Here is a 21877-nt window from a genome sequence, read left to right as displayed (position 1 = left end):
AGAAATAAAACTTTCTCTCAGCGTTCCGAACTGATCTCTAAGCCGTATGAGTATTCGCCCTCTAGTTGCTCCTTGGTGACGAAACCATTCTTGCGATCCGTAAAATGGTGGCATGTCAACGACGATCAAAGTCTATCCAACCAATGGTTTCATGCCTCTGGTTGAACGAACGCGCGCTCGCACACAAGAACTGTTCCAGAGCCTGCTCGACAGGTACCGCGTTGGGGCAACTATCGAGGTGAAGGCTTTTTATCCAAGTGAAGATGCAGAAATTCGCTATGTCGATAAAGACGTGGTGTGGGAGCCACGGATGCATTTGGGGTTTGCCTACTGGATTAACGGGCAGTGGGATTCCAGCTCGTGGCCCAGTTGCTTACCTGTGGAGGATGATGACCGGATTTGTGAGGAGGACTTGGTTTACCCATTCGAGTCGAAGCCAGAACATCTTGGCTTGTGGGCCATAGTGGAAGAATTTGAGGATCTGCTTCCTCCTGATCGGCTTGCAAAGGTGCTGGAGCAAGACCATTAGCCGCCTCCCAGCATTTTCTGGGAGGCGGCTTTCAAGGATTATTCGCTATTTGTAGGCGACTGTGTAGGTGTTGTTACTGGCGCGCATTGCGGATACGTGATCCGGCTGCTGCAACAGCAAGGCCTACGAATGCGATCGCTAGGTAGCCCCAAATGTTATCGCCGCTGGTTTGAATGTTCTTCGGCGGCGCAGGAGTGTTTTCTGCGGTTAGAACGCTTTGGGTGTCGCGGCCAGAGATAATGTTGTCGATCCATTCAGCGGTGCCCGCAATGGTGGTGATTGCGGCACTGGGGGAGGGTAAGTCTGGGTCCCCATTAGCAGTTCCTGCGGTTGCAAGTCCGGCAAGTTTACCGTCTACAAAGAACGGGCCACCAGAGTCACCGCCCTGCATGCCAGCTCCAGAAACTGATTCCACATCCAGGATGGAGGTTTCGATCCTAGGCTGTATGGAGTTGTCAGCTGGGACCTCCTCCATCCCCTCAGGATTAGATTCGGTTTGGCCGGACTGCGACATTCCAGGTGCCGACTGTAAAGCCTGTGGCGGGGCAGTCTCGGTAGACGTGTCAGCGCCGGTAGGAGCCTCGGAATCGGAAGGAGTTTCGGGAGCACTTGGCGTGTCAGAACCGGAAGGCGCGCCACCTAGTAGCTCTTTGACAACCATTTTGGCCATTGGTAGCTGTCCGGATCGTGCCATGGATGAGCTGCTACTCCAACCGTAAAGAGTTCCTGTCTGCCCTGGGCTTGGAGTATCGTGAGAGATTTTTGCAGGGGTAGCGTTAGTGACTTTTTCAGTCAGGTGAAGTAACCCCGCGTCAGATGTGGGCGAAAGAGCCCAGGAGTCAGCGTTGTAGACCTTCCCAGCGATGCGTGCTTGGGTTCCTTCATTGTTGACTGACTCTAGGCAGTGCCGCGCTGTGAGTACCCACTGGTCGGCAACGAGTGTGCCGGTGCAGTCACCAAAGTTGCCGATTTTGCCCATTTTGAGCGCCGCAACGGAACTACTTTCCGCATTTTCTGGCGCCGGATCTCCATATTCGAGTGCGAGGGCTGGAGTGGCAGTCATTAGCAGGGTGGTGCTGACAAAGGCAGCGACCGAAAGAGATGTTTTTTTCACGGTTAATTCCCTTTCTTGGAAGGAACAATGGCCTTGATTGTGGTGGCAACGAGTTTCTCAGCAGGCCCCTGTCCTACGAACTTCTTCCACAAGCTGGCTGCGACGAGGAAAAATACGATGAAACCGATTGCTGACAAAGTGGAATGCAACGCGACGTTTTGCTGCCAGTAGAAAGCTGTGAGAATGTGCAGAATGTAAATGGTTAGCGACATTGTTCCCATGGCCGCAAAAGGATAGGCCACGATCCGAGAGCGGTCTCCGACAATCAGGCACAGGTGAATCACCACGGCTGCGACGGCAACAGAGAGTATAATCTCTCCGGCAACACCGGTGTGACCGGTAAAGCTGAGCCAGCTGGGAATGTTTGGGTCAAATCGGAAGTAGATGCCGATACCAGCGATGACAACGCTGATAGCGGATACGATCCAGCTCAGGCGAGTGTTAGTGCTGGTGTTCGCAGCGGGGTTACGCTGTAGGCGGCCGCGTAGGTACACGTCGAAAAGAAGCATGCCGCCGGTAAAGTATGCAATCCATGCCAGCAGCGGATAAATCTGTGGCAGTTCGACGGGGGCGTAAACGACTGTTGCGGCGATTGTGGCAGCAATAAATAGCGCGAGCCTCCACCATGTTCCCAATGCGGGCATCCACGAAACCAGGATCATTACTAGGCCCATTACGATGAGGACTACTTGAATTTCTCCACCCACGGGCAGTAGTGCCAGGCCGATGAGAATGATTAAAGCGCCTCGGGCTATCAGCCGCAAGAAAGTGGTGCTGGTGTAGTTTCGTCCGATGATCATCATCGTCGCGCCGGCGATGATGGCAAATAAGGATGCGGGTAGGCCAGAGAGTATTACTTTGGTACTCCAAAGTAGCGAGGCCATGTGGATAACTATCATTCCGATGATCGCGAGTGAGCGCGCTACATCAAGCCCCACGATTCGTGAAGGTTTAGACACTCAGTTTTCTCCTTTACTAATACTTTAGAGAAGCGTTTTGGTTAAAAATGCTCCCTAAAACCGACGTGTCGAAAATTGACTTTCTATAAATAGCCGCCGATTCTGGCAAAAAAATATAAAAATTCTGAGCGTCTTCTGGATTTGTTTCTAAATTGGCGCTCTAACGGGCTGAGAGTGTTTGATCCCACATAATAGAGGGCAAAGTAGCAGTCGTGATCCAGTTTTGATCGCATTAATACGTGCGGCTAGAGGATGGGTTCGAAGCCTCCTCGGGCACGTAGAAACATGATGTGGAAGAGCGTGCACGTGACCTTGGGCTGAGCAGACAAGACGAAGCGGTGTGCCGCCGGTGTTCGATCTCTAAGATGGTAAACGGGCCCTAATGGTTTCCATAAAGGTGGGGAATCAGAATATTAGAACTTGCTTCGCGCGAGGCCTCGTAGCATTTGAGGATGAAGAGAACTCATCTGCGTGAGCAGCATACGCAGTGTTAGGTTTCGTTACACTAATGTGAGAGTTCTGAGAGTCTCCGTGCAAAGAAGTAATGATGATGACTGATAATACGCCAACGATCGACCAGTTCCGCCCTGTAGTGTTGCAGGTTCTTGCTGATGGGGAAGAAAGACATATTCGAAAATTATGCGAATTAGTGGCCAATCAGTTGCAACTTTCAGAACAGGTAAGGAGTGAGCGAATCGCGTCGGGGCAAGCCCGTTACATAAATCGAATTAACTGGGCATGTTCAGGTTTAACACAAGCGGGGTTACTGAAGCGGCCAAGACGTGGGCATTACTTGATATCACCTGATGGGCTGAGCGTGAACGCGCGAGGCCTGACGAAATACTCCGAAAACGACATGATGGAGTGGAAACAGTGGCGCGATTATCAAGAGGAAATTGCTGCGCGAAAACAAGACACTATTAGCGCAATAACGCGACCATCAGATACGGCCAGTGACCCTATCGAAATAATGGAAGCAAGTGAGCGTACGTTTAATGCACAAACCGAAACCGCGTTGCGACAACGTTTGCAGAGTTCTTCTCCTGAGTTTTTCGAAAAAGCCGTGATAGATCTGTTATGGGCCATGGGGTACGGCGGCACTCACGGAGAGAAACAACACGTGGGGCGTTCTGGTGACGGCGGTATTGATGGTGTTATTCGTCAGGATGCACTTGGGCTTACCAATGTTTACATTCAAGCGAAACGATATGCGGATACAAACAAGGTAGGTGAACCGGAGATCCGAAATTTCATCGGGTCCTTAGACTCCCGTGCGGCAAACCGAGGTGTATTTATTACGACTTCAAGCTTCCTGCCCGGAGCCAAGACTGTTGCGTCGAATTATCGTCACGGGAAGATCGTGTTGATTGATGGGATTAAGCTCACCGCACTGATGCTTGCTTACGGAGTTGGCGTACACAGGAGCGAAGAGTTCGTTTTATACGAGATTGATGATGACTTCTTCGACGAGGAACTCTCCTAAAGGTTCTTTCATGTGATAGGTAAAGGAAACGAGGCGGTAGCCTAGTTGCGCAAGAATTTCATGTCGATTCGTCGTAGACGCTTCTTTGTAGTCTGATCGATAGGTGCTGTTGACAACTCCAACTGCATACGCCAACGATATGCCCCTATATGTAAGGGGCGCACCACAAACGGTGCGCGCCCCACACTATGTATTAGTTGAGGCTTGCCGGCTACAGTTAAGCCGAACCAGCAAGCCCTGCTCGTTACTGCTTCACGAGGTTCTTGTTCTTCAGTCGGTAAACCACGTCAGCTTCGCGTGCCAGCTGTTTTGAGTGCGTAACGGCGATGACGCACTTGCCTTGCTCGTGGGCAAGATTACGCAGGATCGCCACCATTTCGCTCGCGGTATCACCATCGAGGTTGCCGGTAGGCTCATCGGCAAGAATTATGGGTGATTTCGCGGCCAAAGCGCGCGCAATAGCAACCCGCTGCTGCTGCCCACCAGAAAGCTGCATCACGTTACGGTTCGCTTCCTCCTCAGAAATACCTAGCTCCAGTAGCGAATCAACTTTCGCCTTCGAGTCGACCAGGCGAACATTCTCCAGCGGAGTCAAGTAATCAATCAGATTGTAGTTTTGGAACACCAAAGCAATGTTGTGCTGTCGGTGATGCGTGTAGCCGCGCTTAGCAATGTCCTCGCCATCCATCGAAATGCTTCCTTGGGTAGGCGCATCAAGGCCCGCCAACAAGCTCAGTAGCGTTGACTTACCAGTTCCAGAGTTTCCAATAATGGCGTAGAAGTTCCCGGACTCAAACTCAACACTGATGTTGTCAAGAACATTCTTCTGTCCGGCCAAGTAGTTAAAAGATACGTTTTCAAGTTTTAGCGTGGTCATGGAAATCTTCCTATTTTGTGAGTGAAAAGTAGTGGGCGAGGGGTCAGCTCATTTTGGCTAAAATCCGTTTAGGCGGAAGCCGTAAGATCGGGAGAATCGCGATAAGCAAGGCCGCCAGCACGATGGCGATGATTCCGCCAAAAGCTGCAATAGCCGAGGTGCTTAGCGCACTGAACGGGACGGCGCTAATCTGCCCGTCGGTAGCTGATTGCAAGATTTGCGCGGAGAGGAAATGTCCCGCGATCTCGCTGGCGACCAGTGCAACAATGAACGCTGGAACGGTCAGCATAATCAGCTCTGTGGCAACCTGGGCGAAGATCCGCAGCTTTGAAAAACCAATGGTTAGCAAGATCCCGATTTCGTGAATGCGTGAACGCACAAAGAATGCGAGCACAAAAGCCAGGATCAATCCACCTGAAGCTAAGATGACGAGCAACAAACGCAACAGCAGGGTTGCAAACCCGGATACCGATCCCAGCAGGTCTGCGGCGCCTCCAGTATTGCTAGCGACTTCCAAACCTTGCGCGGCATGCTCCTTCGCGAACTTGATTGCGTGGTCAACGTCTTCTGCCTCGGTTAGGTAAGTGGCACTGGAAACCGCTGTCTTGCCAGCCAGCATCTGTGCAGTCTCTAGGCTCGCATATACCGACGTGTCGGGGTTCTTAGAGCCAGAAATATCCTGCTTGTAAACGCCCGCAACCTCCAACTCAACCTCGCTGGAATCTCTACCGAGCTTCAGTTTGTCGCCAGTCTTTATGCCTAGCTGCTGCGCAATCAGTTCAGGCAAGATGATGCTTTGGCTACTCTGCAGCTTCTGCAAAGAGGCCTCATCTATCTGCGCATCTTCTTCTGCAAAAGTCGGTAGCTTGCTCACGTCGCTGGCGCCCGTTACGGAAACGAATCCGAGCTGCTGCGCTTCTGTCGCGGTGTGTAGCACAAAGTTGTGTCCGGTCAGGCGGTCATAATCTAGTAGCTGCTGTGCGGCCTCTTCTTGGAAATCTCCCGCAGTGGAAGTAACCGTGAATCCGGGAGCAATCCGCTCGGTAGCCGCGTTCGTTACCGTGTTTACGGTCGCGCTCACAATGCCTTGCAGTATGAAAACCGCCGAAATAACGAAAATGATGGCTGCCAGCGTGACGCTTTTCTTGGGGTGGCGCTTTACAGCCAAACCCGCTTGAGTCCAAAACTGCATTACTTAACCGATCTGTGTAAGTAGCTGCTTTGGACGCTTCGAGAGCATCGGTGCTGAAGCAATCAGGGTTGCAACGATTACGAGAATCAGGCCGGCAACCCCAACCATTACCAGGTGCGATGGTTCGATTACAACGTTCACGTGATCTACGGTCTTTTGAATCGTGGAGGTGTAGAAGTCGGTACCAAAGTTCTGGCCGCCGTTAAGTTGCGCACTGGTTTGCGCAGACGCGCGCGAAACAATGCCATCGCCCAACTTCTGCGCGAGCAACGTGGCAGTTCCGAACGATGCTGCGAGGGCTACAACGAAAGCAAAAATGTTTTCCGTTAAGTACTGCGCGAAGATCTTGGCCTTGCTGACGCCTACGGCCAGCAGGATTCCAGTTTCTTTGCGGCGCTCATTCATCCACAGGGCGAGGACCAGTGCGAGTGCCACGATGGTGAAAATCAGGGTGCCAATGAAAGTGGTATTAACGAGGGAATTGATGCTCTGAAGCGAGTATGCCAGCGCTCCAAGCATGTCCGTGTTCTTCACTAGCTCATAGTGCTCCCAGTCGAGGGGTAGAGCAGCGGCGGCTTTCATGACGGCGTCAACATCTTTGACGCTGTTAACAAAGAAGCCAGCGTCTTGGTAAATCTCATTTTCAGGTGTAGTGCCATTCAAAGTCCGTGCCGTGTCAAGGTCAGTAAAAATGGCGTTCTGGTATAGCTCTAGGCGCTGCGCGGCCGGGCGGGAGTTCTTGCCGCTAAAGGTACCAACGATCTCCGCATCAACAGCGGCGTCGGATTGGAACCGGTTGTCCGGGTCGTAAATGTTGCCGCGCATGCGCAGGGTATCTCCAACCTTGAGGTTGTTCTTAGCTGCAAACTCTTCATGCACCATTACTTTGTGGTGGTCATTGTCGGTGAGGTGACGGCCTTGCGCCAGGGTGAAGGTTCCCGCGCGGAAAGGAGTGGCGAGGTCTGACTTGTTCACCGCGTTTACCATGACGGCTCTGCCAAACTTTTCTTCTCGCTCTTGTGAATAGTCAGATGCCGCACCATCTAGCTTGAAAATCTCAGCGTTTTCAATGTCTGCCACCGAGCTCATGTTGGTCACGTACTTCGTGATGCCCGGAAGTTTCGCGATCGCTTCGATCTGTTCGCGAGAAACGTTTCCTGCGCCGCGAGCAGTGCCGGGGTTAGTACGCTGATTATTTTGTACCGAGAAGCCAGCTAACAGTTCTGAACCCACCTCGTCGCTCGTGCGAGCAACAGCCTCGCGCACCGCGAAAGTGGAGAGAAGGAGCGTGGAGGCGGTTAATAATACTAAAAAGATCGTAAGCGACTTGGCTAATTTGCGCCAGACGTTCAGCCAAGCTCGTTTAACAAACGACATCTGAGACTATTCCTTTGCGTCAGTTCTTTTATTTATCAAAAAGCATTAAGCAACGTGAAGCTGTATGCATCCTGATAATTTTCTTCAGTTAAGCCTGAGAATCATTACAAATAGAATGCGAAGTCCATCACGTTTTGTTCTCTGAGGCAAAGGAGCGTAGCGCTTATCACCTGCGGAAGGATTTTGGCGCAAAGAGGGAACTACCGCACGACCTCAACACGGATGTCTTGATCGGCAAGCTGTTCTAATACGGGTTTCGGGGTTTCAGAGTCCGTAATAACTAGGTCGAAATCGGTTAGCGGCCCAACTTTGTAAAGCGCGTTTTTGGTGAACTTGCTGGAATCGGCAACGAGAATCTTTTTGCCTGCAGAGGCAAGCATTTGCCTTTTAACATCGGCCACGCGCTGGTCTGGGTGGAAGGCGTGCGTGGCGGTGAGAGCGGTGGCTGACATGACACACAGGTCCACCCTTAACTGATCCAGTGATTTGATGGTGATGTCTCCAAAGTAGGAGTCAGCCCAGGGCTCGTATTCTCCACCTACCAAGATGAGCTTGGCGTCTTCTTGCGGCCGGACAATTTTGGCGATGAACTCCGCGTTGGTAACAACCGTGATGGGAGTAACCTCTGATAGGTCTTCAACGAGTGAAATATTGGAGGTGGAATCGTCAACTAGTAGTGACATGCCGCGCGTGATGTGCTTCATCACGGCCTTAGCGAGCCGCTTTTTCTGGGGCCGGTTTGCCTGCTGGCGTAGGTGAGCAGAGGACTCTGACAGTGAGGATGCTGCGGGGCTGATCATTCCATTTCGGCGCTGTACCAGTTGCAGTGATTCAAGCTCGGCAACATCGCGGTAGACGGTCATTTGCGATACAGAAAGAAGCTCCGCGAGCTGCTCAACCGTCGAGTTTCCGTGGGTCAGCAAGTGGGAGAGTATGGAGTTTCTGCGGGCTTTAGGTCCGTGGATGCTCCTCTTATCCATATCTACCATCCCTAGTTGAAATCCTGCTTCGGTCTAGAAGACTATTCAATATTAAAACCTGGCCCCGCGATCCGTCAGGTTCGCGGGGCCGGGGATGAAAGTTACGGTCTCTTGGGGAGTACCGCGGCTGCAACTTCCGTCTTGACGTCGGTTGCAGCTCCCGAAATGATGCGGCTTACAGCCGCTAGTAGCGGAAGCTCATCCACCAGGTCGGGCGCGTGTTGCTTTACAAAGCCAACTGCCAGGCCTGCTGCCGGTACACCCTCAACGGTTTGCTCCAGTCGATCCATCTCGGCTAGAGCCTCCTTTGCGGTTTCTCCACGGCCTAGGCGCACACCATAAACCTTGTTGCGTCCCGACAGGCCGGTGACTTCCAGGTCTCCAACGCCGGCCAGGCCGAAAGCGGTTGCCGGATCTGCACCTTGTGACTGCCCAAGCAGAGACATCTCACGCACGGCTTGCGCAAACGTTGCTGCCTTTAGATTGTGGTGTGGAACCCCGGTTCCTTCCTCAAGGCCATCCGCGATACCAAGCGCGATGGCGTACACGTTCTTCATGGGTGCGCAGATTTCCACTCCGGTTTCGTCGCTGCTCGGCTCAATGCAGTAAACATCGGAGCGGGCTTCGCGAGCGAAGCGCGTGGCCAGGTCCTTGTCCTTCGAACCAAAGATCGTTGCGGTGGGCTTGCGTGCCGCGCATTCATTGGCTTTAACGGGACCAGCGATTGCAACGATCGGCGGGACGGTTTTGCCGTTGGCCTTAGCGATCCGCCTGATCGCGTCCGGAAGTAGCTGGATGTTGCCATCTGGGCCTTCATTAAAGCCCTTAGAAGTTAGCCAAAGCGCCTCGGCTTTCTCAATGCCGTCAAGGGCTAGCTCCGTAACCTTTTCAACACCTACGGAAGCGACCGACATGACTACGACATTAGCGCCGTCGAGCGCGTCGCTCAGTTCTCCGCTGCGGTAGAGCTTGACGCCCTTGGCCACGTGCTCGTTGGTGCGTGGGTGCGGCTTTCCGGCCTCAATCGCATCGAGGAGGTGATCGTCAAGCCACGTGCCCCACAGGCGAACCTCCCAACCCGAATCGATGAGCGGCGTGCACAGCGCAGAACCCATGGCTCCAGCGCCCAGCACGGTAATGATTGACATGTTTTTCCTTCCGTATCTTTAAAGCTCAGCCGCAGGGGACTCGGGCTTCGTGGATGGGTGTTTCAAGGAAAGATCGTGGAGGCGCTCGAAAGTGTCCTTGAGCTTCGGGTAAAGCTCGTGCTGAATGTCCGCAATCTCCTTGTAGTTTTCGTGTGCGTCCATGTCTGGCTCAATGGTATCGCCGTAGCGAGCCATGCCAACGGCTGCGCTTTGGACGTCCTCGTACGCATCTGTGGACGCCATTGCGAGAACAGCGGCGCCGAGGGCGGAGGTTTCGTCTTCGAGGCAGACAGTGAGAGGTAGGCCCGTGCAGTCGGCCATGATTTGGCGCCACAGCTTGGAGCGGGTGCCACCACCCATAATGCGTAGACCCTCAAGCTTCACGCCCGTGCCTTCCTCGATGTGGTTGAGGTTGTAGCGCATTTCGAAGCCGATCGACTCGAGGATCGAACGGTACATGTGGGCGCGCGAATGGGTGCCGCGCCAGCCCACTACGGCGCCGCGCGCAACGGAATCCCAGTATGGGGACTGCACTGCGTTCCAGTAGGGGAGTGTTACGAGGCCTTCGCAACCGGCAGGAATCTTTGAAGCTGCTTCATCCAGATCCGGGTCAGGTTCGCCCAGGAGCTTCGGATCACCCAGCGACTTGCGGAACCAGCCGGCCAGGTAGGAGCCAGAAGACTGTAGGACCTCAAACACGTAGTTGCCGGGAATGCCTGAGACGTGCGTGCGGAATACGGGATCGTACTTGTAGACCGGGGATTCAACGCCTGCATTCACAGCGGTACCGAGGTTAAGATAACCAATCTCTGGCGTAACTGCCGCAGCGCCAATGCCGGCGGCCTGTCCATCGCCAAGTCCGGCGATTACTGGAATTGACTTCGACAGGCCCCATTCGGATACCAGTTCATCCTTCAGCATCGCGATTGGGCTAGCTGGTTCAACAAGCTCAGACATTTGATCGCGGCGCACGCCTGCAATCTCAAGTAGCTCATCCGCGTAGTCGCGCTTTTCAATATCGAAAAGGCCGAGCGAGTCCGCGGCCGCCTGTGAAGATGCCCAGCGGCCGGTCAGGTTGAAAGTGATGTAGCCGAGGACGTCAACGACCTTGTCGGCCTTCTCGAACACCTCCGGCTCATGCTGGGCAACCCAAGCCATCTTGTAGATCGCAGGGGTTACACCTGCAGGTTTACCGGACAGCTGGTGGATGTGCGCAGAACCGTACTTGCGGATCTGCTCGGTTGCGCGGCCATCAAGCCACAAAATGCCGTTACGAAGCGGCGTGCCATCTGCCTTGAAAGGTGCGAAGCTCTCGCGCTGGTGCGTAATGCCGATTGCTTCAATGCGTTCGCGGTCTGTGGGGGAGAGCGCCTCTACTGCCTCACCAATCGCTTCGCGCGTGGTCTCCCACCAGCGAATCGGATTGTGCTCGTAGCAGTCCATCGCTGGCGTGTGCAACTGAATGTTGCGCTTCGCGGTGTGCAGCACGTGCCCGGTGGCGTCAACAATGATCGCTTTGGTGGACGTGGTGGACGAGTCGATAGCAATAACAAGGGGGCCAGCACCAAGGTGGTGCTTGTTCTCAGGTGTCATTAGAATCTCCATTCTTCGTTGAATGCACCGTCAGATTATCTACACGATTAACAAAAATCAACAGGAATTCTGCGAAAACCCACAAAATATATGAAATCTGCCTTATTGGAAGTTGCTCCTTCACCGTTAGTTTTCTGACACGGTTGTCGTAAAAAACGCTGTATTTCAACGAAAAGTTAGGGTCGTTGCCGTGTATATTCATATGCGGTTCATAAGTGAAGGATGGAAATAATGGCGGACGAAGCTGAAAGCGCACCTCGAGTTTTGGTTATCTATAACACGCTGACCGGATTCTCGAAGACCTATGGGACTTGGATCGCAGAAGACTTAGAAGCTGATCTTCGCCCATTGACTGAGGTGATCGAGGGTGTGAAGAGCGGTCGCATTAACCTCGCGTCATATGACCTGATGGTCTACGGTGCGGGCGTGCGAATGTCGATCATCCGAGGCTTCGGAAAGTTCCGCAAGATGGCAAAAGATGCTGGCATTTTGAATCAGGGTCGCGTAATCGTGTGGGCAAACGGAGGTACGCCGCAGCACCCGGACCGAGATTGGAAGTGCGCAGCCCGCACGTTCACCAAGAACGAGCTGGCAAAAGGCGAGTTCCCGTTCTTCTACTTCGAGGGCGGGGTTCGCTATGAAGGCCTACCCGCTGCCGAAAAGACGCTACTCAAGATCTTTGCTAAGCGAGTACAGAAGTACCGCGACCGCGGAGAGTGGGCTGTAGCCGTGGCCGATAATATTGCGCAGGGCTACGATCACACGAACCGTGACTCGATTGCCCCTCTGGTTGAATGCGCCCGGGAGGCTTTGAACCACCGCTAAAACAGGTCTCCGCGCATGCGCCTGCCTACAACGGGGACGCCCGATTCTCATTTAGTTGAGAAAGCGCCAAATCGTCTCTGCGTTCCCGTAGGGTGATGGGAGGCCACAAAGGTGTGGTTAACGACGAAAGGCGTGTGAAGGCATGAGCAAGTATTTCGCCGGTATTGACGCAGGAACAACAGGCGCAAGCGTCATTATTTTCGATGGTGCCGGCAAGATCATTAGCAGCGGTTACAAGGAATATCGCACTAAGCATCCTCATCCTGGTTGGGTGGATCAGGATATGCATGAGCTTTGGGAAGGCATTTGTTATGCCGCGAGGAAGGCAACAGCCTCATTCCCTGGCGATGTGAAAGACATTGTGTCGATCGGAGTTTCGTCGCAGCGCGGCTCGTTCATTCCGATTGATGCGGATTGGAATCCGCTCAGTGACGCGATCGTGTGGTCCGACGGGCGCTCGGGCAAGCAGACTCGCTGGATGAAGGAGGAGTTTGGCGAGGAGGGTTACTACGAAATTTCAGGCTTGAACATTTCCAGCCTGTGGGTATATCCCAAACTGATGTGGCTGAAAGAAAATTGGCCGCAGGTTTACGCGAAGACTTGGAAGATAGTTAACGGACAAGAGTGGATTTTGCACAAGCTTGGCTCAACCGAGCTGTTTGCAAATGCGTCTGCGCTTAACTACAACGGCATGTTCGACATCAAAACCTTGGAATACTCACCAGAGTTGTTTGATCGTGCGGGACTCGACCTAGTCATGATGCCGCCTCTGTTGCATGAGCTTCGCCCGATCGGCGAGGTTAGCGCGCAGGCCAGTGAGCAGACCGGTTTTGCGAAGGGCACGGTGCTCTCGCCGGGCGGCGGTGACCAGCAGTGTGCTGCTGTAGGGTCAGGCGTGAACAGGCAGGGGCTGGCGGAGTTGTCGCTCGGCACGGCTGCAGTAATGGTTGCCCAGCTTGACCAGGCACCCGACATGGCTGCGAACCTGCAAAGTGGCGTGTCGTTTGGAGCTCATTCGATCCCGGGCCGTTGGGACATGGAGGGCACTGCACACGCCGCGGGCGCGGTCTTGCGTTGGTGGCGTGACACCTACGGCCAGCCAGAGGTAAGAGCGGCCGCTGAACTTGATTTGAGCCCGTACGACCTCATCACGCTTGAGGCGGCGAAGGCACCGGTGGGCTCGCACGGCTTGATCTTCTTCCCGTTCTTCAACTCGCAGGCGAATCCGTACTTCCATGACAATGCGCGAGGCGGGATGCTGGGCATTACGCAGATTCATACTCGTGCTCACGCCGCGCGCGCCGTGCTCGAGGGTGTGGCTTACGAGCTGCGCATGAGCGTAGAGGCGATGGAAAACGCGATGGGTGAGCCATTTGAGACCATCCGCTTGTCGGGTGGCGGCGCGAACTCTGTGTTTTGGAGCCAGGTGCAAGCTGACATTTATGGCCGCCCAGTTGAGCGCCTGATCGTGTCCGAATGTGCTGCGCTCGGCGCTGCGATTCTTGGCGGTGTTGGCGCGGGAGCGCTGCCCTCCGTTGACGTGGCGGTAGACAACATGGTGCACACGCGCGGGTTCATCTACCCGAACGAAGGCAACCATGCGGTATACAACGAGTACTACGAGGTGTTCAAGAAGGCATTCCTCGCTTGGGCGAATGCAGATGTTTACAACGACCTCGCAGATGTGAACGCGCGAATGGCTGACAATCCAGCCGCTAACTAGGGCGCTATTCGGGCCTGGATGCCGTACATGAAAACAGGCTGATGGCTAGAAAATAGTCGTGGGGTGTTGCTCTTGTGTTAGAACAACACCCCACGACTTAAATTGGTTCGGACGAGGATTAGCGGCCGCTAGTAGAGCAGTTCCACGGCCTTGTCCACGAGTTCCTCTAGCCGCTTCACGTCCTTTTGGGTGGCGGTAGTGATCACCACGGCGCCGCGTTCCGGAATGATCGCAAGCGTTTGCCCATCGGTTCCGTGGCCAAAGAAGATGTTGCCGCGGTTGGAGAGCCACAGGCTGGAGCCGTAGGCGTGGCGGCGGAAGTACGGGTTTGTAGGCGTGTCCACGTGGGGGGTAAAAGCGGTGAATTGTTTCATGCGTTCAATCCACTGTGGGCTCACAATGCCCTTGCCGCCTTCAAGCAGCAACTCGCCGATCTTCAGCATGTCGCGGGGTAGGAGCCATAGTCTGGTTGCTCCGGCCAGGTACTTGCCGTAGCGCTCCCACCTGTAATCGGTGATGCCAAGCGGGTTAAATAGCGTGCGCCTGATGTAGTCCTCTAGGTCCTCGCCAAGGAATTCTTGTAGGTAGATAGACATAAGGTAGAAGCCCGCGTTGGAATACAGGTAGTAAGTTCCCGCCTCATGCACGATTGGTTCGTTGACGATGTAGTTGATGTAGTCAGCGGGGTCCATGTCTTGAATGTCGCCGCGCATCATCAGTATGCGGTCAAACCCGATGGTGTGGTTCATCAAGTGTTTGATTTTGATGTGTTGCCACTTTTCAAGGTTTTCCGGGTCTTTCACTTCGCATAGGTTTTTGAGCACAGGCCACACCGGCGTGTCTTCGGTTAGATCATCGCGCGATTCGATGACGGTACCAAGAACGAGGGCGAGGACGGTCTTGGAAATCGATCGAATATCTGACGGTCCGGTGTGTCCGCGGAAGGTGTGGAGGTATTCGTTGCTGCCCTGTTTGATAAGCAGATACTCCATTTGGAGCGGGTTTCCGGAGCCGTCTTTGGCTTCTTCGAAGAGCTTTACTAGGCCATCAAATTGTTGCTGATCCATGTCGACCTCACTAGTGTAAGAGCTTCGCTCAAGCCTAACAGCTATGCCTTGACAGGTGCTCCGTTTGGGGTATTCTGTGGATGGATCAAGAAGTCCAACGTTAAGCCCCTCGGCTAGTTGGCTGGCAACCGCGTGTCGCACACGGTGCCCCTGAGGGAAGATCCGCCACTAAACAAAAGTTTGGTGGACGCGCGATTTTTAAGGAGCTCACTATGAGCAAGGACCCACTTTTCCCTGTCAGCCCCTGCCAATTGATGATTGCGGGACATAGGCCGCATTGGATCCAATCAAAGATTTCTACCAGAGGCCCGATCTATCCGGTTGAGATCATCGGCGTTGAAGGTAACTACGTTACTTTTGGTAATGACGAGAAGATATGGACATTTTGGAATCACTCTGCAGAAGAACTCCAGAACATGTTGGCCTATGTGAGGAAGCATACCGACGCCCGGATCGAGTTCCGCGAGAAGGGGACAGCACTTTGTGTAGGCGATAGTAAAGCCGTGAGACTCTACAGTTTGACGTCCAAGCCGAATGGTGAGTGTTCTACCAATCCCATGCATCCGGACGGGTTCATGATTCCAGGTTCGGCAGTTAATGATCCTGCGGTGAAGGAACTGTTCAAACAAGTGGTGGAGAACGCTCGCAAATCTGCGTCGAAAGACGAAGTTAGAGGAGAGTAAGGCACTCGTTGCCTAAAAATGCCACCGGGTGCGAGACCGCGCAAGCGGTCCGTACCCGGTGTGCGTTCCACCAATCTCTTGCAGCTATTGCACTATTCGGCGGCCGAGCTGTCTCGGTTATAACAACGCCCCGGCCCGAACGGGCTGGGGTGAAACTGTGAATTTTTTGATGGGCTAGAGGAGCCCATCCGTATTTCTACTCGTAGTAGTCGATGTAATCCCAGCTGATCTCACCCCGAAGGCGAGGAATGAAAAAGGGCCACTCAGTGGGGAAGCCCAAACCAGCTAGCACATTCTTCAAGTCTTCATCTAAATATTGCTTGTTCTCCTCGGGCGTCAGAACGTAGCCGGCTAGTTCGTCCACCGTGCGATCCATCAGATTCTTGTCTGCCATGAGCTCAATCTATCTAGAAAAGTCTTGGAAATGGAGGAATTTCTGGAATGGAATCAGCTGTTTAGTAATCGCTAATCATCGAAGATGCTGAAGTCTACGTATTCGAGAGCATCTTCACCATATTCAAGGGAGGCAGCTAATTCAATGATTCGCTGCTTATAGGAAGAATCTAGTTTCCAGCCTTTTTCGCGGACATAGGCGAGCGCATCCCATACAGCATCGTCGGCTGAGGATTCTCCGCAGTAGTATGCTTCTAGCACGTATTCTTTATCTTTGCTGTTATCAATCCTAGCTACAACGTCGCGCAGAATATCCGCCGCAACGCCTTTAACGCTTTCGTCAGGTGGTAACGTGCGGTCGATGGGAATGAACGAACCCCTCATAAATCCAGTTTACTGCTCGAATCAACATGACGGTCAAAACCCTTTGAGACTTTTTTGGAAACTCGATATCAAGGACATTGATAGTTTTCCTTAGAGCTTCAACGACCGTCTCCGCAGTCCAAGGTTTTGGAAACTTGGTGTTTTCTGTTTTTCGAACTGCTCTGTTGGGCTAAGACCATGGAGGTGTCCGCCTTTTCCTCCAATCCCATAGCACGTCCTCTTGATGAATTGGCCAGTGAAATCGGTGGAACGTGCTTCGCGTGTTGGGATTTTTGTTCCTGCAGGATGCGTTGCAACCCAGCGCGGTCGGTCACGAGGATGAGTTTTTTGTAGTCGATCTCGCGCGCGTCGGGAGCATGCGAACCGTAACGGTTTTCTACGGCCGCGTGAGCGCTCTCTAGCAGATCTTGATCGATAACCTGGCTGCCTTCCATGCCAGGAGGCAAGGGATGAACATTACAATCACAACCCGAAGCTATTGTCAGAGCGTTTGCCGCATAAAATAAGGCCTCCCAGCGGGTGCTGGGAGGCCTGTAGTGGAGATGCCGGGAATTGAACCCGGGTCCAACGATCCACCCCAATTTCTTCTCCGGGCGCAGTTTGCAATAAGTTTCTCAGCCACTAGCAACATGCAAACCTGCAACTAGGTGGCTCAGTTGAGAAAGTGTCGGTCACCGCCTCCCAACACGGTGGCAACCCAGTGGCTCATAAAACGACGCCAGGAACCAAACTCAGAGCATTGCTTGGGCTGACGGACTTGCTCGCTAGATTAGGCAGCGAGGGCGAAGTCGGTGCGGTTCTGTTCAGCACCTATTGTTTTGAATACATGGTTAACGAGGTCAGTAGACATCCTCGGCCCGCTTCACATCGATTGAAGATCGCTGTCGAAACCGATCATCCCCCTATGTAGTTTTCCATTCCCAACCCCGCACGCGGTGGTGGCCTCCAAAATATTTTTAGGAAACCAGCGCAACCAAAATGCGATTGTTAAGAACAAGTAAGTATATGGCGAAAACGAACAATAAATCAATGGTTAGCACGAAATAAACCGCAAAACGGCCCGTGGCCTGCTGCCAGGTTTCTAAACAGTCGCTAACCAGCTCGGCAAAAGACTAGAGTTGAGGTGATGCATAACACCCCCGACGCCGGTCAGTCGCCTTCAACTACAGGGTCTTACAGGAAGATCCTGCTGGGCGGCGAACCAACGCTAAGCGCAGCAGATGTAGCGGCGCGCACTGAAACCCCAGTAACCCGCGTTAATTCCTATTGGGTTGCCATGGGGTTTGCTCCGGCTGTCGAAGGCGAGGTTGTATTCACCACTCAGGACCTCAAGGCATATCAGCGTTGGTCCGATCTAATCGACTCGGGTCGCATTGACCTACAAACCGGGCTATCGCTCGTTCGCGCGCAAGCACACATTACGGACCGGCTCGTGCTGTGGCAGATGGAAGCCCTCGTCGATGACGTAGCGCGCCGATACACGCTAGATGACACGTCCGCCAGGCTCGTGACGCTAGACAAGTTCCGCGACTTCCTGCCCTTCCTCGAAGAGGAGCTCATTTACTCGTGGAAACGCCAACTTGAGTCAATCATTACGCGCGTAGACCAGGAAGTTTCACACCGTGGTCGCGAACGGGAGACAAACGGTTTCCCACTGATTCGCACCCTCGGTTTCGTAGACATGGTCTCCTACACGTCTTCGTCTGTTTCGCTTCCCGAAGAGGACCTCGTTGACCTCATAGACCAGTTCGAAACCGTATGCCGCGTTGTGATCCCGTCTGCGGGAGGTCGCGTAGTGAAAATGATTGGCGATGCCGTGTTCTACATCGCTGATGATCTACCAACCGGACTGCGCGTAGTTACCGAATTGATGCAACGCCTAAACAGCATGCACAAGATGTTGCCCGTACGCGCATCGATCGTGCAAGGGTCAGTGTTTTCGAGGTCGGGGGACGTCTTTGGGCCGCCCGTCAATCTCGCTTCGAGGTTAGTTGATGTCGCGCCGGTTGGGCAAATCATTACCGACGGTGAGACCGCTGGCAAGATCGCGCGCGGTGAGGCTGGGCCGTGGTATCGCGTGTCTGCAGCGAAAGAAGCCGATCTGCGAGGAGTGGGCCGGGTGGTCCCGTTCCAGGTGACCGTTGAGGACCGTCCACCTGTTGAACACTTACCAATTGAATCTCTCTAAACTGTAATCATTCAGTTTCGCGAACAATTCGTATAGGAAACGTCGATATGTAGCGAAAAAATGATTACTCGCACCCTCAAATAGTAAAAAGTATCTTGATGTCGCATTACATTTTACTTCCTCAAGACATGTGCAATGCTCAAATATGGCCTACTATAAAGGCGTGACTACAGTTCTTTTGGTTGAAGATGATCCTGCTATTGCAGAGCCCCTAGCCCGTGCGCTTGGCCGCGAGGGTTACGAAGTTAGGGCACACGGCACCGGTCGTGGAGCTCTAAACGAGGTTGATAGCGCCGACCTCATCGTTCTTGATCTTGGACTTCCCGATATGGACGGGCTGGATGTAGCTCGCCAGGTGCGCAAACTTGGGCTGTCCACCCCGATTCTGATTTTGACCGCTCGCGCGGATGAGGTTGACATGGTCGTCGGCCTAGACGCTGGCGCGGATGACTATGTGACTAAGCCATTCCGGCTCGCAGAGCTTCTCGCCCGTGTTCGCGCGCTGTTGCGCCGCACGGGAACCGAAGAGGCTGACGGCGAGCTTACCGTGCAGGACGTTCGCGTCGATGTGGGTGCGCATCGCGCATTCGTCAAGGACCGCGAGTTGCAGCTAACCGCTAAGGAATTCGATTTGCTCCGCGTCCTCGTTCGTGAGGCAGGCAACGTGGTTGAGCGCGACGTGCTTATGCGCGAGGTTTGGGGTTCGGATCCAACCGGATCCACCAAGACGCTAGACATGCATGTTTCTTGGCTACGTCGCAAGCTTGGGGACGACGCTGCGGATCCGCATTACATCACCACCGTTCGTGGCATGGGATTCAGGTTCGAAAAAGAGCGGGCCTAACACATGCGCGCACGCGTTATTAAAATGATCGCCACGGCTGTGACCGTGGCGGTCTTAATTCTGGGCATTCCCTCGCTTTTCATTGGCGGCGCGCTGGTTTGGCAGTCCGCACAGCATGATCTTGAGTCGCGCACGCAACTACTCGGCAACATGGTTGAGCGCAGAATCCAATCGGGTGATGAACTCACGCAACGCAACCTAGACAACTGGGTGTTGGGAAACGATATGCTCAGCAGCGCGTACGTGCGCATAAATAATCCAAGTGAAGCCGGCCTTGTTGAAAGAGGAGAGCATATTGATGCCCCTCGCATGACGGCGTCAGTTGTCTTGCCGTCGGGCACCACGGTACGAAGCGAGATCTCAGCGTGGCCTACAATTCTCACAATCATTCGGCTTGTTGCGGTATTCCTCGCCGGGATTATGGCTTCCCTCGCAGTTGGTTATTGGTTAGCTTTGCGCGGATCGCGGCGCATTTCCGCGCCCCTTATTTATCTGGCTGCGCAGGCAGAGCAAATCGGTTCCGGACAGGTGCGCGCCCGCGTGAACCCTTCCGGTATTGAAGAGATCGATCTCGTCCAAGAAGAGCTTGTGCGCACAGGGGAGCGCATGGCGGGCCGTCTTGCTGCGGAACGCCAGTTCGCTGCCAACGCCTCACACCAGTTGCGCACTCCGCTCACAGCTTTGTCTATGCGTTTGGAGGAGATAGAACTCATCACGGATGATCCGGAGATTCAGAGCGAAGTGCGTGTGTGTCTTGAACAGGTTGAGCGCCTCACGCAGGTGATCAGTGACCTCCTGACCACAACCAAGAGCGCGGGAGGCAACGCGGAGGCGATCCACGTTCTCGAAATCTTCAACCAGCAGCGCGAAGAGTGGGAGGAAGCATTCGAGGCACAGGGGCGAGAGCTGGTTTTCACCGACGAGGCTGCGCAACCCGTGCTCGCATCAGCATCGGTGCTATCGCAGGTTTTGGCAACGCTGATTGAGAACTCGCTTCGTTACGGAGCGGGCACAACCCGAGTGGTGTGCCGCAAGGGTACATCGTCGCGTGGAGTTCTGATTGACGTTTCTGACGAAGGTGAAGGCGTAGCCGAAGACATGACGGAGATAGTTTTTGAAAAGGGCGTCTCTGCGCATGGGTCCACGGGAATTGGGTTGCCTCTGGCTCGTGACCTCATTAAAGGAACGGGTGGCCGGCTAGAGCTCACGCAGGCAAAACCCGCAATCTTCACGGTCTCTCTACCGGCAATGCCAACCAGCTTGGACCCGGACGTTGTCATGCCAGAGGGGATGCTGGTGTCGGTGGGCAGGCGCAAACGCAGATTCTAAGGTGGTCGGCCTACAGGTGAGACGGGCCGCCGCTATTGCGCCGTGCGCGATAGGCTGAATGGGTGAGTCGAACAATAGCTGTGGTTGGCGGCGGACAGCTTGCCAGAATGATGGTCCCTCCAGCAACTGAGCTGGCAATTACTCTAAGAACCATGGTCGAGGCCAGTAACGGTTCGGCCGCGCAGGTCACCGTGAATGCGCCCGTGGGTGATCCGAATAACCTCGATGATATGAAGTCGTTGATTAAGGGCGCCGACGTGCTGACGTTCGAACATGAGCACATCCCACCCCAGATCCTCGCCGAGTGCGATGGTATTTCCATTCAGCCCCCGGCAAGCGCCCTCTTGTACGCGCAAGACAAGCTCGCCATGCGCAAGAAACTCGAGGAAATTGGGGCGCCAGTGCCCCGGTGGATGCAGGCCACCAGTCGCGAGGACGTGGCAGAGTTTGGCGAGGAGGTAGGCTGGCCCGTTATCGCAAAAACCCCGACGGGCGGTTACGACGGCAAGGGCGTGCGCGTGGTTTCGGATGCTCACGACGTTGATGATTGGATAGCGGCCGGGCCGGTTCTGCTGGAGGAAAAGGTGCCGTTTACTCGCGAAGTTGCGGTGCTCTTGGCGCGCACTCCCTCCGGTGAGGTGAAGCAGTGGCCGGTCGCGGAGTCGATCCAAGAAGGCGGCATTTGCTCTGAGGTGATTGCACCGGCCCCCGCGTTGTCTGAAGAGGTCGCGGCACGAGCGCAAGCTGTTGGTGACCTGATTGCGCGCGAACTTGGGGTGACTGGCGTCCTGGCGGTCGAAATGTTTGTTGTGGATGGACCAGAGCCGGTTCTTTTGGTCAATGAACTTGCAATGCGTCCGCACAACACGGGCCACTGGACGATTGATGGTGCGCTGACCAGCCAGTTTGAGCAGCATTTGCGTGCGGTCTTAGATTTACCCCTTGGTGAGACCACACCAATTCCGGGTGTATGGGTGATGAAGAACTTGCTTGGATGTAAGTACGAGGAGGCCTCTAACGCCCTCCCGGAGGTGCTGAAGCAGCTGCCCGGAGTTCACGTCCATCTGTACGGAAAGAGCGTGCGCCCCGGGCGTAAGCTCGGACACGTAACGGTGCGTGCCCATGATGTGAAGACGGCTCGTGACAAGGCGGGCAAGGCCATCGATATTCTGTTTGGGAAGTGAGCGAC

At 54.2% G+C, this 21877-nt stretch carries 21 protein-coding genes, 1 other RNA gene and 1 riboswitch; of the genes, 9 read left to right on the top strand and 13 right to left on the bottom strand.

Translation table 11 applies throughout. From position 1 onward, the window contains the following. The first annotated feature begins 112 nt into the window (after window positions 1-112). The gene (locus BQ7114_RS04465) at window positions 113-529 is read left to right on the top strand and encodes a hypothetical protein (RefSeq protein ID WP_230205965.1); all 417 of its coding nucleotides are present in this window, start codon (window positions 113-115) and stop codon (window positions 527-529) included. A 73-nt stretch (window positions 530-602) separates the two neighbouring features. Here the strand turns inward: BQ7114_RS04465 and BQ7114_RS04460 are convergent, their stop codons facing one another. Then, window positions 603-1643 carry a trypsin-like serine protease gene (locus BQ7114_RS04460; RefSeq protein ID WP_072342485.1) on the bottom strand — a complete coding sequence of 347 codons (1041 nt, stop codon included), beginning with the start codon at window positions 1641-1643 and terminating at the stop codon, window positions 603-605. Window positions 1644-1645: 2 nt separating this feature from the next. Further along, a complete protein-coding gene (locus BQ7114_RS04455) occupies window positions 1646-2602 on the bottom strand; it encodes a DUF418 domain-containing protein (RefSeq protein ID WP_072342481.1) in 957 nt (318 codons plus the stop codon). Window positions 2603-3149: 547 nt separating this feature from the next. On the opposite strand from BQ7114_RS04455, the gene BQ7114_RS04450 reads away from it, so the two are divergent. Continuing rightward, window positions 3150-4085 (top strand): restriction endonuclease, encoded by a 936-nt coding sequence (locus BQ7114_RS04450; protein WP_072344800.1) that lies wholly within the window; start codon window positions 3150-3152, stop codon window positions 4083-4085. A 244-nt stretch (window positions 4086-4329) separates the two neighbouring features. Here the strand turns inward: BQ7114_RS04450 and BQ7114_RS04445 are convergent, their stop codons facing one another. The 6 genes from BQ7114_RS04445 to BQ7114_RS04420 all read right to left on the bottom strand — a co-directional run bounded on the left by BQ7114_RS04445 (window position 4330) and on the right by BQ7114_RS04420 (window position 11252). After that, window positions 4330-4962, bottom strand: a complete 633-nt coding sequence (locus BQ7114_RS04445; protein WP_072342479.1) for an ABC transporter ATP-binding protein — start codon at window positions 4960-4962, stop codon at window positions 4330-4332. Window positions 4963-5005: 43 nt separating this feature from the next. Further along, window positions 5006-6154, bottom strand: a complete 1149-nt coding sequence (locus BQ7114_RS04440) for an ABC transporter permease (RefSeq protein WP_072342475.1) — start codon at window positions 6152-6154, stop codon at window positions 5006-5008. Between the two features lie 3 nt (window positions 6155-6157). Next, on the bottom strand, window positions 6158-7531 hold the full coding sequence (locus tag BQ7114_RS04435; protein ID WP_072342469.1) for an ABC transporter permease: 1374 nt from the start codon (window positions 7529-7531) through the stop codon (window positions 6158-6160). Between the two features lie 200 nt (window positions 7532-7731). Beyond that, the gene (locus tag BQ7114_RS04430; protein WP_072344798.1) at window positions 7732-8511 is read right to left on the bottom strand and encodes a DeoR/GlpR family DNA-binding transcription regulator; all 780 of its coding nucleotides are present in this window, start codon (window positions 8509-8511) and stop codon (window positions 7732-7734) included. 101 nt (window positions 8512-8612) lie between these two features. Beyond that, window positions 8613-9659: an NAD(P)H-dependent glycerol-3-phosphate dehydrogenase gene (locus tag BQ7114_RS04425; protein WP_072342465.1), complete on the bottom strand. Its 1047-nt coding sequence runs from the start codon at window positions 9657-9659 to the stop codon at window positions 8613-8615. A gap of 18 nt (window positions 9660-9677) precedes the next feature. Further along, window positions 9678-11252: a xylulokinase gene (locus tag BQ7114_RS04420; protein ID WP_072342458.1), complete on the bottom strand. Its 1575-nt coding sequence runs from the start codon at window positions 11250-11252 to the stop codon at window positions 9678-9680. Window positions 11253-11483: 231 nt separating this feature from the next. Here BQ7114_RS04420 and BQ7114_RS04410 point away from each other — a divergent pair, with 231 nt between their 5' ends. Beyond that, a complete protein-coding gene (locus BQ7114_RS04410) occupies window positions 11484-12077 on the top strand; it encodes a flavodoxin domain-containing protein (RefSeq protein WP_230205964.1) in 594 nt (197 codons plus the stop codon). A gap of 142 nt (window positions 12078-12219) precedes the next feature. Continuing rightward, window positions 12220-13800, top strand: a complete 1581-nt coding sequence (locus BQ7114_RS04405; RefSeq protein ID WP_072342447.1) for an FGGY-family carbohydrate kinase — start codon at window positions 12220-12222, stop codon at window positions 13798-13800. Window positions 13801-13928: 128 nt separating this feature from the next. On the opposite strand, the gene BQ7114_RS04400 is transcribed toward BQ7114_RS04405, so the two are convergent. Then, on the bottom strand, window positions 13929-14867 hold the full coding sequence (locus tag BQ7114_RS04400; RefSeq protein ID WP_072342443.1) for a serine hydrolase domain-containing protein: 939 nt from the start codon (window positions 14865-14867) through the stop codon (window positions 13929-13931). 83 nt (window positions 14868-14950) lie between these two features. Continuing rightward, window positions 14951-15065: riboswitch (SAM riboswitch) on the top strand. Between the two features lie 14 nt (window positions 15066-15079). On the opposite strand from BQ7114_RS04400, the gene BQ7114_RS04395 reads away from it, so the two are divergent. Next, complete coding sequence (locus tag BQ7114_RS04395; protein WP_072342440.1) at window positions 15080-15550, top strand: hypothetical protein; 471 nt, start codon at window positions 15080-15082, stop codon at window positions 15548-15550. Window positions 15551-15746: 196 nt separating this feature from the next. Here the strand turns inward: BQ7114_RS04395 and BQ7114_RS04390 are convergent, their stop codons facing one another. From BQ7114_RS04390 to ssrA, 4 genes are all read right to left on the bottom strand, one after another. Then, window positions 15747-15944, bottom strand: coding sequence for a hypothetical protein (locus BQ7114_RS04390; protein ID WP_072342434.1), 198 nt, complete (start codon window positions 15942-15944; stop codon window positions 15747-15749). Window positions 15945-16015: 71 nt separating this feature from the next. Next, entirely contained in the window at window positions 16016-16327 is a 312-nt protein-coding gene (locus BQ7114_RS04385; protein ID WP_072342429.1) for a hypothetical protein, read from the bottom strand. 98 nt (window positions 16328-16425) lie between these two features. Further along, on the bottom strand, window positions 16426-16761 hold the full coding sequence (locus BQ7114_RS04380; RefSeq protein ID WP_072342422.1) for a hypothetical protein: 336 nt from the start codon (window positions 16759-16761) through the stop codon (window positions 16426-16428). Between the two features lie 100 nt (window positions 16762-16861). Beyond that, window positions 16862-17229, bottom strand: a transfer-messenger RNA (tmRNA) gene (gene ssrA, locus BQ7114_RS04375). A gap of 224 nt (window positions 17230-17453) precedes the next feature. Between ssrA and BQ7114_RS04370 the strand changes: the two genes are divergently transcribed. The 4 genes from BQ7114_RS04370 to BQ7114_RS04355 all read left to right on the top strand — a co-directional run bounded on the left by BQ7114_RS04370 (window position 17454) and on the right by BQ7114_RS04355 (window position 21872). Beyond that, entirely contained in the window at window positions 17454-18515 is a 1062-nt protein-coding gene (locus tag BQ7114_RS04370) for an adenylate/guanylate cyclase domain-containing protein (RefSeq protein WP_072342419.1), read from the top strand. Between the two features lie 163 nt (window positions 18516-18678). Beyond that, window positions 18679-19359: a response regulator transcription factor gene (locus BQ7114_RS04365; RefSeq protein WP_034506722.1), complete on the top strand. Its 681-nt coding sequence runs from the start codon at window positions 18679-18681 to the stop codon at window positions 19357-19359. A 3-nt stretch (window positions 19360-19362) separates the two neighbouring features. Beyond that, window positions 19363-20688, top strand: a complete 1326-nt coding sequence (locus BQ7114_RS04360) for an ATP-binding protein (protein ID WP_072342416.1) — start codon at window positions 19363-19365, stop codon at window positions 20686-20688. A 62-nt stretch (window positions 20689-20750) separates the two neighbouring features. After that, a complete protein-coding gene (locus BQ7114_RS04355; RefSeq protein ID WP_072342413.1) occupies window positions 20751-21872 on the top strand; it encodes a 5-(carboxyamino)imidazole ribonucleotide synthase in 1122 nt (373 codons plus the stop codon). The last annotated feature ends 5 nt before the right edge of the window (window positions 21873-21877 follow it).

It is taken from the genome of Actinomyces urinae (genome assembly GCF_900119695.1).
In the GTDB taxonomy this organism is placed as follows: Bacteria; Actinomycetota; Actinomycetes; order Actinomycetales; family Actinomycetaceae; genus Gleimia; species Gleimia urinae.
Note: the sequence above shows the minus strand (reverse complement) of the source record. Positions and strands in the feature narration are given on the sequence as shown.